Raw genomic sequence first — 12729 nt, forward strand, 5'->3', positions numbered from 1 at the left:
ATCGTCCAGCAGCAGCTTCGCTCCCGCAGCCACGACACCGCCGGCACGCTGCCAACTGCGACCACCACGCATGCGACGTCGATCGCCCGCCAGTCGGCGAACTCCAGGCCGACCGGGTCTGAAACTGATCGGCCTGTCGGGACGGTCAGTGCTGCGGAAAGGTCGAGGGTTTCGCATAGCCTTCCCTGATGGGAGGCGCGGAAGGCGGACGGCGGTGTTGACATGACCGACAGCTCGGACACCGAACAGTTGGGCGTTGACCTGACAAGCATCGCGTTCACCAAGTGGGGATGGGTATTTCGTGGTCAACCCATCCGCGACTACGGCATCGACGCGCACGTGGAGCCGAAGACCGGCGGCGTGGCGTCGGGGCGCCTGGTGGCTCTTCAGATCAAGACTGGGCAGTCCTACTTCGAGCCCGCCGCGGAGGGGTGGCGGTATCGCGCGAAGGGCAACGAGCGGCACCTGCACTACTGGCTGGGGCACTCCCTCCCCGTCTTGATCATCTTTTGTGATCCGGAGACGGAGACCTTGTACTGGCAGCACGTGACCGCGGAGCGGATCAACTACACCCCGAACGACTGGACGATCGTCATTCCGCGCCATCAGACGATCACTCCCGACGCCAAAGACGCGATCACCGCCATCGCCTACGCGGCGGCGGGCGCAACCGAAGACCCGCTCGACGAGACAATGCCGTTTCTACCGCCGTCGGCGGCGGACGCCATCTGTCACGTCGCAACCAGTGAGCCACGTGGAGCTTTGCGGCTGGCCGTCGCGTTGGCGCGCGGACGTAGTGAACCGCGGTTGGCCGTCGAGACGATCCTGGCCAGCCGGCCGAGCTGGTTGGAACGCGGGGGTGGCCAGTTCGAAGCGATCCTGGGTGGGTACTCGGTGGAGCACGGCCACCCCGACCTGGCGGCTCGGGCCTTCACGCTGGCTGCTGAGCAGGTCGATGCGGGTGCAGGGCGACTGTACGCCTTGGCCGCCGTGTTCACCTCTGGAGCCGGAGACCTGCCGAAGGCGGCCGAGCTGGTGGAACATGCCGAGGCTGCCGGGGGGCCGCCCGTGCTCCTGGCGGCCGTCCGCTGGCATCTGCGGCAGCTGGACGAGGCTGGCTCGGTCCCAGCTCCAGATGCCCTCCAAGCGGCCTTGCCGGACGAGCTGTCCAGCGAGCTGATGTGCCTGCTGATCCTCTGCGAGGACGCACGCAACCGCCGCGACGTCAGCGGAGTCGTTGCTTACTCGGAGCAGGCCCTGGCGGCTGGCCCGGACAACAGCGGCCTGCAACTACGGATGGCTGAGGCGCTGTTGTGGCGCGTGACGGACGGCTCGGCAGCTGTACCGGCGGAGGACCTGCGCCGCGCCGAGGACCTGGCGACTACTGCCTGGCAGCAACGCCGCCGCTGGTCTGGCTCCAGCGCAGACGCGTTGACGGCGCTGTTGCGCAAGCATCTGCTCACCGGCGCGAACTCGATCATGATCAACCTTGCCACGCCATCGCCGCACGGACTAGCCAGCGAGCAGGAGGCGAGTGATGGCAGGGTCGCATATCTCGGTGCCATCGCGGCCCTCGCCCTGGGACAACGCGACAAGGCGACGGAGTTCGTCGGCAGGGTCGATGAGACGCCGATTGCCGCCGGCTTGCGCGCGCTGATCGCCGATCCCGATCTTCCGCGCGATGATCAGATTCGACTGTGGCGGGACGCGCTGCCGGTCGTCGATCATCATGACTTGCGCTTGCGCGGTCTCTACCGCCTTGCGGCGCTGGGGGCGTGGCCGTTTCCCGAGCTCGACGAGGCGCGCGAGTCAGGGGTTATCGATCCGGTCACAGCGGACCTCTTGGCAGGCCGCAGCGAGGCTGCCCGGGGCAACGTGCCCGCCGCGGTGGCGCGGCTGCGTCGACATGTTGCGACGTCAGCTGGCGCGGTGGAGTTGCTGGTCGAGGTGTTGGAGAACGACGGCCAGTATGAGCAAGCGCTGGAGGAGTGCGCGCGGGGAATCGCCCGATTCGGTGAGGTCGTGTTGGACGCGTTGCGGCTGAACCTGCTGTTGCGCAGCGATCAACACCACGCCGCTGCGGACTTCGCTGCCCAACTCTTGTCTCGTGCTGATCTTCCGGCCGAGCGGCGGCTGGCCCTGCGTCGCGGGTTGATCGGGTTCTACACGATGCGCGCGGACTGGGTGAACGTCGAAACGCATAGCCGAGCGGCACTGGGAGAGCACCCGGGGCAGGCCGACCTCCAGTGGGCGCTGATCGGCGCCACCGTCAACCAAGGTCGCCTCGACGATGCCTGGGCACGGTTCCAGCAGCTCAATCCACCGATCATCCACGGCGGCGCGCTGGGCGTGTGGATGGGGCTGCACGGAACGTTCGGGTTCACCGAAGCCGACATCGGCACCGCCTTGGACAGCCTGACCCGTTGGCCCGACGATGGGGACATCGGTGCGCAGATCCTAACGACATTGATGCACGCGGGTGGTCGACGCACGCCGGATGGCCATCCGGTTCTGCCCGATCTCGACGAGGCCGGTGTGCAGAGATTCCAGGACGCTCTTCAGGACTACCTCACTCGGTATCCCGACGGTCCGATCCGTGCGATCAACATTGACGGGCTGAACTTCGCCGAGATGATGCGTGCCCAGTTGGCGCCGCGCGCTGAGCAGGATCGGCTGCTGGTTAGCCTGGTCAGGCAGGGGCGGCTGCCCCTGGGGCTGCTGACCGCATCCCGCAGCCGGCCGTACGCGCAAGCGCTGATCCAGCGTGCCTGCGGGCCGATTGTGGCGATGACCTTGGACTCTGGTCAATTCGACCGGGAGATTGCCGCCGCTAGGACCGCGCTTAACCAGTCGGTCGTGGTCGAGACCAGCGCACTGGTCATAGCCACTTTGCTTCCTGCCCGATGGCCCGCTTTGCGGGCCGCGTTCGCCGAAGTCGTGGCCCCCCGCAACGTCCTACAGGACATCCAAGTCACCGGCGCCGAACTGCGCCGCGATCCCGACAGCCTGGCCTGGGTGGGATTCGACTCAGACCAGGGCGTACTGACGCTGACCGAGGCTTCCCAAGACCAGGCCAGCGACTTCATCAGCCGGATCAACGACATCGAGGCAGCCGCCCGAGATCTCGTCGCTGTGGACACCCCGGCTCGCGAGGTCTTCCCAGACCGAGGCGGGTTGGGCGATCGAGAGGTCTGGGTTAGTCCGCTGGAAATGGCCGCGCAGACAGGCAAGGCGCTGTGGAGCGACGATGTTGTGGTCCGGGAACTGGCCGCAGGGCAAGGCATACCTGCATTCAGCACTCTTGCCTTGGTGCATGTGCTGATCGAGGATGAACTAATCGAGGACACCCTACGCGCCGATGTGCAGACGTTGGCCCGTGCCCATGTCGTCGACCTGACCCTGACCGCCGATGAACTTTTCGCTATCGCCCGCGACGACAACTGGTCGCTCGGCGCAGCGGCTACCTACGTGCAGCGCGGCGGCTTCTGGTCCCAGTACGACAGCGCACTCACCGACTGCCTGCCCATTTTCGAGAAGGTCCACGCACACGAACCCGACCTGCTGGTCGCGTGGCTGGTGAGCGTCTGCATGGGCGTCGCAGACCATGTGGCGGACACTGCCTTGAACAACGCCCTTCGCCTGCTCACCGACACGATCGCCGACCACCTAGCCATCGAAGCGGCAAGTCGAGACATATTGCACGACGCCGTCCGCGCTACAGCCGAAACTATTCGACGGCAGCGTAACGAGCGTCATCAATAGTAGGTGACCGACCCTACCTGCGACACTAGCCCCTTGCCCGCCAGGGCGCTGTCCAGGATGGGCTGCGGTCGCGGCAAGGTGTACCGGTCACCGATGTGCTCGTGGGCGAGGTTTTCCAGATGCGTTCGCAGGCCTGGCGTGCTGGGCCGGCTGCCATCCCGGGATCCTGGTTAACCACGTGCATGGCGACCTCATCAGCGGCCGTGCGGATGGGTGGCGACGGTAACGGTCGTGCCGGGCATTGCGAGCACCGACTCGCGGCGACTCCCGCTTCCTCGGCGTCACCGAAGACGCCGGACACCTCCTCCACGCCGTCTCGACTGCATCGACGGCGAGCGCCCCGCGGGCGACGCTGGCTGGGACGCCTCGCTCTGGCCGCTGTTCAGTAGCGATGCCCCGACGGAAAGTTGGTTCCCGACCTGGGACACCACGCCCACAATGACGGCTGAGCGGGAGTGGTCGGCGCGCTGGGCGCACCGGGCATCGCTGATCAACTCGGTCGGCAGCATGGTCGGGGTCGTCTCGTCGATGTTTATAGACCAGGTTCAGGAACGCACGGGCACGCGTCGGTCGGCCGCTGGCGGTGGTCGCAAGGTGCGTTGTCGTTCTCGGCGGGTGCGCGTTGTTGTAGTATATTTCCACGCGTCGTGCGGACGTGCGCTCAAAGAGTGCACCGGCCGGCGGCTAAACCGATCGTGTCTGGTCCGGCGTCCCCGGTGGGCTGGCAAGTCAGCTCACGGGCTTTCAGGCTTGGCGCACGCCGCCATCGAACGGCGCTGTTCGATGGGACGACCGAGCTGGTCGCCACCGGTATCGATAGACCTGCAACGGGTTGGCCTTCCGCGACTAGTGCTTTCCCGAGGCCGGTTTGATCGACGATAGAATGTCGGCGTGTGGATCCGCGACGTCGACTTCCCCAGTGAACTCATCACCGCTCATAGGTCGGGCGAGTTGGTGATCTTCGTGGGCGCCGGCGCTTCGCTCGACGAACCGTCAGGTCTTCCAGATTTCCTAAGCCTTACTAATGTCATCGCCGCCGAAGCAGAGGTACCGGCGCCGGATGGGGACGACCGGCGGCAGCTGGACGGCTTCTTGGGGCGTCTATCAGACCAGAATATTGATGTCCATCAGCGGGTCGTCGCCCACATCGACAAGCTAGGATCGTCACCGAATCGCTTGCATGAGGCACTCGCTGAGCTGGCGATCGCGTCGCAGCAGATTCGCATCGTGACTACCAACTATGATCTGCATATTTCATCGGCGCTCCGCGGTCGAGAGGCAGTCTTCGATGAGTACTCGGGACCGGCTCTGCCTTTGGGTAATGACTTCGTCGGCCTCGTGTATCTGCACGGAGACCTGAGGCAGGAGCCTCGGCGACTCGTCGTCACAGACGTCGACTTCGGAAGGGCGTACCTCCGAGACGCCTGGGCGGCACGGTTCCTGGAGCGGATGTTCGGCGCGTACACGGTGCTGTTTGTCGGCTACAGCCACAGCGACGTCGTCATGCGGTACTTGGCGCGTGCGTTGGGGCCCGGCGCCGCGCGCTACATCCTCACAGATGACCCAGATGCCCCGAACTGGCGCTTGCTGGGTCTTCGTCCGGTCGGGTATCCCGTTGTCGACGGCTCTCATGCCGCGCTGGCGGAGGCGATCGGTGGATGGGCGACGCGCGCGTCGATGGGGCTGCTCGATCACCGTCGGCGAATCGCCGAACTCACTTCGGCGGCGCCTACGCAGATCCCCGAGGAAGAGTCCTACCTCGAGTCCGTCGTCGCCGACACTCACCTGGTTGGCCTCTTCACCGAACTGGCGCGAGGCCGGGAGTGGCTGGAGTGGACAGCTCGCCAGCCGGAGTTCCGGAAGCTATTCGACGAAGCAGTTCCGCCGACCGACACCAGCCGTTCGTTGGCCTATTGGTTCGCGCAGAACTTCGTCGTCGAGGAGGGCCTTACGACGGCGGCATTCGCGGTACTGCGCGAGTCACATGGACGGCTCGGGCCAACTCTGTGCGAGGCTATCGGGCACGCCCTGCACATGGCCCCAGCGCCGCGGCCTGCGTGGCTCACCCCGTGGCTCGTGCAACTGATCGAGAACGCGTCGGCAGAAAGCCCTGACTGGCTCGAATACGCACTGACGAAGTCGCGGTGGCCACAGGACGAGACCATCATACTGCTGCTGTTCGATCAGTTGACCGAACCTTACGCGCGGCCTCAAGTGTCGTTCGGGCTACCTGGAAAGATGCGTTTCACGATCGAATTGCGCGGATCGACGCACGGGCTCGACCAAGCGTGGAGCGAACTCTTTCAACCTAATCTGTCCCGTCTTGCCGCGGCAACTTTGACGATCGTAGGGAGGCACCTTCGCCGGGCCTGGCAGTTATTGGCGACAGCGGAGTCAGCCAGCAACTCCTTCGATCCTGTATCTTTCGGTAGGTCAGCCATCGAGCCACACTCGCAGGACGCGCGTCGAGAACCCATTGACAGCCTTATTGATGCGGCGCGAGATAGCCTCTTGTCGCTGCTTCAGGCTGGTCATCCTCTTGGCGCCGCAACCCTAGTCGACTGGGCAGATGCCGACGCCCCCTTGCTCAATCGACTTGCTTTGCACGGGTTTATCCACAGACCTGACCTCGACAGCACTGAGAAGATCAAGTGGCTTCGAGGAAAGAGCTGGGTTTATGTACACCATCTTCGTCATGAGGTGTTTAGTTTACTTGCACTTGCTCTGCCTGACGCTGAACAGGCGCAAGCGAACGGTCTTGTCGACGACATCATGGCCGGGCCTGAGGGAGATGGCGACGGCGCGGAGGCTCTCCGCAGTCGCACTTACGCTCAGTTTAACATACTGACTTGGGTTAACCGGCACCGCCCAGATCTGGAGGCGGCCGTCGAAGCCTTGGGTGCAATCCGGGAACAGTACCCGGATTTCGAGGTGCGCGAGCACCCCGACCTAGTTTCGAGCATGACCACTGGCTGGGTGCGCCCGGTGCCGCCGATGACAACGGAGGAGCTTCATGTTCAGATCGGTGTGGACGTTGCCAGTGTGATCGAAGAATTGAGACGACTTGATGACGGCGGATTCCGTTTCGAGGGCCCAACATGGGAGTCTGCGCTCGCTCTGATCAGGGACACTGTTCGCGAGTTTCCCGGGGATGGCTTCGCGATCTTGCGTGGTATCCCTGACTCCGAAATATCGGTCGTCGGAGCTGTGATCACAGGTTGGTCGGCGGCTCTCGTGTCCGACGATGACGCGAACAAGATCCTGCAACTGCTGACGGGATTAGATCTGGCGAGCGTGAGCGAAAGCGTCTCGCGCATGCTTTCCGATAGTGGCCAGGGCGAGACGAGCTCAACCGAATGGCATCGATACCCGGCTGCGAAGGGTCTTGCCCAAAGGCTCTGGTTGGCGATCGAGACGCGACCGGCCGACGTCGATGTTGAGGACTGGTTGATTGAAGCAATCAACAACGACGCGGGCCGCGTCGCTCTCTTCTGGACGAGAACGATCTCGACTGAGTGGCGGGATGCGGGCGACAGCTGGTCCGGCCTAGATGCCGATACACAGCGACAGCTGGAACTCATGATCTCAGGCGATGACTCTCGCTCAGCGATGGCCGAAACCGTGTTGGGTAGCCAACTATTTTTCTTCTTCAATGCGGACCGGGTGTGGTGTGAGCAGCACCTGTTGCAGCTTTTCGATTGGTCGACTCCGGCGCGAGCGCGGCGCGTTTGGGACGGCTTCCTTATATGGGGGCGCTGGAACGACCAGCTTCTCGATGCCGGGCTCCGGCAGCTATACCTTAATACGGCGTCGAACGCCTCCTTCTTGCGTGTCGAGCTTACCCGCCAGCTTTGCGTGCACGCAGCAGCGATCTCCCTGTTCAGTGAAGCGGATGCCTTGGAATTTGCGCGCCGGTTTACCGCGAATGGCGACGTCGCGCTCAGCGTCGAGTGGATGGACCAGGTATCCTGGCAACTCGCCGTTCTTCCGGCCGATGCGGCGGAAAGCCAGTGGGGACGCTGGATAGAGCAATATTGGCGCGGGCGCATTGTCAGCATTCCGCGTCGGCTATCGGTTAAGGAGGCGTCAGCGCTAGCTGTGTGGACGTTGTACCTCGGCCGATTCGTCCCGGAAGCTGTCAGGCTGGCAACTGCGAGTCCGGCGGGTCTCCAGGCCCATTCGCATATTCTTCGCAAACTAGACAGTGATGTCCTCGATTCGGCACCCGATGAACTTGGCGCCTTCCTTGCGCACCTGATGAAGCACACTGAGCCGCCCTTCTGGGAATGTAGACCACTGGCTCGGATCGTGAGGCGCCTTCGGGGCAGAGTGAAGGAGTCAGACATCAACGCGGTCATCGCCGCCGCCTTAAGACTCGGTTGCATGTCTGCGGGTGAGTGGTGATACCGAGATCTTGGCTTCGAGTGCGGAGTCGGGACTACCTGAACGGGCGCTGTCCTCCCGTCAAGTCAACTCGCACGTAGGGCGGCGCCGGAGTCGGCGTAGCGCTTGGAGCGCGTATCGAAGTAGCGGCCGGCCTGGATGAACGTCGTGACGGCGGCGGCCACCTCGAGGTACAGGCTGCTGGCGGCGGGCTCGAGCTGATGAGCTCGAGGTTGTGGCGCATGCCAGGCTGGCCGCAGCGTCATCAGTAGGCTGAAACGGTAACAGTGGAGGTCTCCGGCGCGAGAGCGCTGCCGTGCCCGCGCGTGCTCGACCTCGAGGTCGAGCAGATCGGTCAGCATTCGGGGGTGCAGGGCCATCAGCCGTCGGCCAGTGACTTGCGGTTGATCAGCACGAGCACGTCGTCCTCGCGCACGCCCGCGTGCTGGAGGGTCGACGTGGGGTCGAGCTCGCCTTCGCAGGCACTAGTCGTCTTGCGGAGGCCACGGAGAATGCCCGCCAGGATAAGACCTGGGACAATGCGCTCGCGGCTGTTTGGCTACATGGATCGACGGGTGTCGTCAAAAACTCGTTGTCGCTGGACCGCGAGGTGACAAGAATCTTTCACGAGGTGCAGAGCAGTCGACTGACTGTGAGCGATTGGAGTGAGGTACGGCGACCAGCCGCAGCGGCCTTTGAGCAGTTTGTGGAAGCTGCACGCGAGGATCTCCGCCTTCCGTTTGCTTCGATCCGGTTGCTGCCTGACGAGGGGGTTTGAGTGACCTGGATCGGCTTCGGCCGAACTTCCTGCTGGCGGCGCCGCTATCCCAATGGGCGACTCGCGATCGTGCTGCTGAGCTTCTCAGGTGAGCCTGTCAAGTTGGTTTGCGGACGATGCCGGTGTAGGCGGCGATGGTGAGTGTGGCCAGGGCCCAGAGGAGGGCTTGGAGTGTCCAAAGGATGACGGTGAAGGACTGGCCCCTGCCGGTGGCGGTGTCGATGTCGAGGCGGGCGCGTAGGCCAGTCGCGCCGAGGAAAGACCTCGGTCGATGCTGAGGCCGATGAGTTCGACGGGTGAGCAGGGGCTCGCGGTGGCGGGTGGGACGCGTTCGGCGGCGTGGTGGCCGGAACGTGTGTGGTGACGTGGCTGGCGAGCAGGCCGAGGCCTGCGGCGAGAACGAGTACGACGCCGAGGGCGGTGACGAGGCGGTTGGCTCGATAGCCGTAGCGGCCGAGCCAGCCCCAGAGTGCGTGTCGCGCGCGGGCGGCCCGGTTGCCCACAGCCTGGGGGTTCGGTGGCGGAGTTCGTGTTGCTGAGTGATGAGGACTGCGCGGGCGTTGTCGGTGGCCGATGGCGCGTTCAGTCGCGGCGAGTTACTGGAAGGGTTGGGGCCAGTAGGTGGGACTGTGTGGACTAGCAGGTGGAGCCACTGGCGCCATGACGTCTCGCGGAGAATGGGATAAGTGAGCCCGTGGGCTCTAATAACGCGGCAGTGGTCGGGGCAGTCACGACGGCTGACCCCTTCATGGCCGGCCCGGCACACCACCGCCGACGGGAGCCGCAACGGTCCGCTGATTTTGCGTCGACGAGGACCAGGAGCGGACCTGAGCTGTTGTCCCTACCCGTGCTCAAGGGCGTCACGCCAACGTCCATCGTAGCCGACCCCAGCAGCCTGATGCGCTCCCGATCGCGGTGATGGCCGTCTCCGGCTGGCTGCTACGTGGACAGCAGCCTGCCAAGTCCTGGCAGATGATCGTGCTGGGCTGATCTCAGCCGTAGTTGTCCCACTGCGCCGCAGCGTTCTTTGGATCGATCGACAGTTCGGCTCGCATATGGTTGAGCAGCTCGTAGTACGCGTCGAGTGGAACATCCTCCGCGGTCACCTTGCCAACCGACGTCACCGAGGGCGCATCAGCGCAGAGATCGGTGATTGTGTCGCGGTAGAGCCACATGATGCCGTCGCATTTGTCTCGCAGGTCACGCGAGGCGACGAGGTAAAGTTGCGCCGCTCGCGGCCTGATGCGTTCGCCCAGGTCTTTGAGCTGGGTGGCAACGTCCGATGAAGGCGGCTCATCCTCGCTGATCAACTTGTCGACTGCGTGGTGAAGTACCTCGGCCCACTCGTGGAACACCTCGATGAAGCTGGCGAAGATCCGCATCTTGTCGGCGTGAAGAGTTTTCCGCTCGTCGTCCAGCGCCTGGATCAGCAGACGTTTGTTCTGACTTCGGTTGTTCACGACGTTGCCGATCACCACGCCGACAATGCCCAGTACGGCTACGCCCAGCGGGATCCAAATCGAAACCTGACCTGATGGCATCAGGCTAACCTAGTACTGCAACGGCACTCGGGTGACGTGTGATAGATCATCCGGGACTGTAAAACGAGCGGTGTAACTCCCGATCATGGAAGTGCACCTGATGACCGACATGATGTCCGGCGTGGAGAACGCTGAGGACTCGAAGCCCGAGACCGGCGTCGACGGCCTGGACGACCTAGACGAGCAGCTCGTCGCGCAGCTGGTGAGCCGGGCGAAGGCCGGCGGGCTGGCGCTGACCGGCGAGGGCGGGGTGCTGGCGCAGCTGACCAAACGACTGCTGGAGTGGGCACTCGAGGGCTAGATCACCGACCATCTCGGCTACGTCAAGCACGACCCGGCCGGTCGCGGAACCGGAAACTCGCGCAACGGTACCCGCGCCAAGACCGTGCTCACCGACGTGGGCCCGGTCGAGATCGACGTGCCGCGGGACCGGGATGCCAGCTTCGAGCCGAAGATCGTGGCCAAACGGCAGAAACGCCTGGGCGGCGTGGACGAGATGGTGATCTCCCTGGCCGCGAGAGGCCTCACGACCGGGGAAATCTCCGCGCACCTGGCCGAGGTCTATGGCGCCGAGGTGTCCCGCCAGACGATCTCCACGATCACCGACAAGGTGGTGGAGGGCATGGTCGAGTGGCAGGACCGGCCCCTGGACCCGGTCTATCCGGTGATCTTCATCGACGCAATCCACGTCAAGATCCGCGACGGGCAGGTCGCCAACCGCCCCATCTACGTCGCCCTCGCCGTGACCTGCGAGGGCCGCCGCGACATCCTCGGGCTATGGGCCGGCGACGGCGTCGAAGGCGCCAAGTACTGGCTGCACGTGCTCACCGAGTTGAAGAACCGCGGCGTGGCCGACGTGCTCATGGTCGTCTGCGGCGGGCTGACCGGGCTGCCCGACGCGATCACCGCCGTCTCGGAGCAGACGATGACCCAGACCTGCGTCGTGCACTTGCTGCGCGACAGCTTCCGCTGCGCGGGGCGCCAGCACTGGGATGCCATCGCTAAGAGGTCAGTTCAGAATGAGTCGGCGTGTCGTCTTTGCCTGGCATGCGGGGCTTTCGATGATGTTGGTATGCGTGAGGAGGTTCTGACCGACCAGCTGTGGGAGCGGCTGGAGCCGCTGCTTCCGGTACATCCACGGCGGTTCCGCTACCCGGGGCGCAAGCGCGCCGACGACCGCGCTGCACTGGAAGGCATCCTGTACGTGATCCGCACCGGTATCGGCTGGAACCGCCTGCCGACGGCGCTGTTCGGCGCCTCCGGGGCCACCTGCTGGCGGCGGCTGACCGAATGGCACGAGGCCGGCGTCTGGCAGCAGCTGCACGAACGCCTGCTCGCCGAGCTACGTGCCGCCGGGCTACTGGACCTCTCGGCCGCGCTGGTGGACTCCACGCACCTGCGGGCCCTCAAAGGGGGGACCACACTGGCCCCAGCCCGGTCGACCGCCGCAAGCTTGGCTCGAAACACCACCTGATCACCGACGCCCACGGCACCCCACTTGCGGTCACGCTCACCGGCGGCCACCGCAATGACGTCACCCAGCTGATCCCGCTGCTCGACGCCATCCCACCGATCCGCGGCCTGGTCGGCAAGCCACGCCGTCGGCCGCGCCGGCTCTACGCCGATCGCGGCTACGACCACGACAAGTACCGCCGCCTGGTCCGCGCCCGCGGGATCACCCCGGTCATCGCCCGCCGCGGCGTCGAACACGGCTCAGGCCTGGGCAAAGTCCGGTGGCCTGTGGAACGCACCTTCGCCTGGCTCAAAAACTTCCGCCGTCTGCGCATCCGCACTGAACGACGAGCCGACGTGCATCAAGCCATCCTCAGCCTCGCCTGCTCGATCATCTGCCTCCGCAAACTCATTCTGAACTGACCTCTAAGGCGCTCAAGCCGGTCTACACCGCAGCGACCGAGGCCACCGCGCGGGAGCGGTTCGCCGAGTTCGCCCAGGAGTGGGGCGCCCGCTATCCGGCGATCGTGCGGTTGTGGGACAACGCGTGGGCGGAGTTTGTGCCGTTCCTGGCGTTCGATCCGGAGATCGGGCGGGTGATCTGCTCGACCAATGCGATCGAGAGCGTCAACGCCCGCATCCGCCGCGCGGTGAAGGCCCGTGGGCACTTCCCGAATGAGCAGGCCGCGCTCAAGTGCGTCTACCTGGCGATCTTGAGCCTCGACCCGACCGGAACCGCCCGCAAACGCCGGACCATCACGAGCCCTCGTTGGTCCTGCAAGTACGCGATGGTAACGATCGTCCGAGCCTCGG

5 protein-coding genes and 2 pseudogenes are annotated in these 12729 nt (G+C 64.7%); 5 read left to right on the plus strand and 2 right to left on the minus strand.

Features of this window, described 5'->3' with window-relative positions; genetic code table 11:
* Positions 1–222 precede the first annotated feature (222 nt).
* Entirely contained in the window at positions 223–3762 is a 3540-nt protein-coding gene (locus tag AA23TX_RS16325; protein ID WP_155543363.1) for a DUF4365 domain-containing protein, read from the plus strand.
* A gap of 891 nt (positions 3763–4653) precedes the next feature.
* The gene (locus AA23TX_RS16330; protein ID WP_155543364.1) at positions 4654–8166 is read left to right on the plus strand and encodes an SIR2 family protein; all 3513 of its coding nucleotides are present in this window, start codon (positions 4654–4656) and stop codon (positions 8164–8166) included.
* A 65-nt stretch (positions 8167–8231) separates the two neighbouring features.
* Here AA23TX_RS16330 and AA23TX_RS16335 read toward each other — a convergent pair whose 3' ends face one another.
* Both AA23TX_RS16335 and AA23TX_RS16340 read right to left on the minus strand, forming a co-directional pair.
* The gene (locus AA23TX_RS16335) at positions 8232–8507 is read right to left on the minus strand and encodes a hypothetical protein (RefSeq protein WP_155543365.1); all 276 of its coding nucleotides are present in this window, start codon (positions 8505–8507) and stop codon (positions 8232–8234) included.
* A 1408-nt stretch (positions 8508–9915) separates the two neighbouring features.
* On the minus strand, positions 9916–10464 hold the full coding sequence (locus tag AA23TX_RS16340) for a hypothetical protein (protein WP_155543366.1): 549 nt from the start codon (positions 10462–10464) through the stop codon (positions 9916–9918).
* Between the two features lie 100 nt (positions 10465–10564).
* On the opposite strand from AA23TX_RS16340, the pseudogene AA23TX_RS16345 reads away from it, so the two are divergent.
* From AA23TX_RS16345 to AA23TX_RS16355, 3 genes and pseudogenes are all read left to right on the plus strand, one after another.
* Positions 10565–11482: pseudogene (locus tag AA23TX_RS16345) on the plus strand (IS256 family transposase); the annotation flags it as partial.
* Positions 11483–11536: 54 nt separating this feature from the next.
* Positions 11537–12339 (plus strand): IS5 family transposase gene (locus AA23TX_RS16350; protein ID WP_155544481.1). Its coding sequence is split into 2 segments (ribosomal slippage): positions 11537–11873 and positions 11873–12339, totalling 804 coding nucleotides; the frame shifts between segments, so codons are not numbered across the junction.
* 11 nt (positions 12340–12350) lie between these two features.
* A pseudogene (locus AA23TX_RS16355) lies at positions 12351–12689 on the plus strand (transposase); the annotation flags it as partial.
* Positions 12690–12729 lie beyond the last annotated feature (40 nt).

The sequence above is a fragment of the Amycolatopsis camponoti genome (genome assembly GCF_902497555.1).
In the GTDB taxonomy this organism is placed as follows: Bacteria; Actinomycetota; Actinomycetes; order Mycobacteriales; family Pseudonocardiaceae; genus Amycolatopsis; species Amycolatopsis camponoti.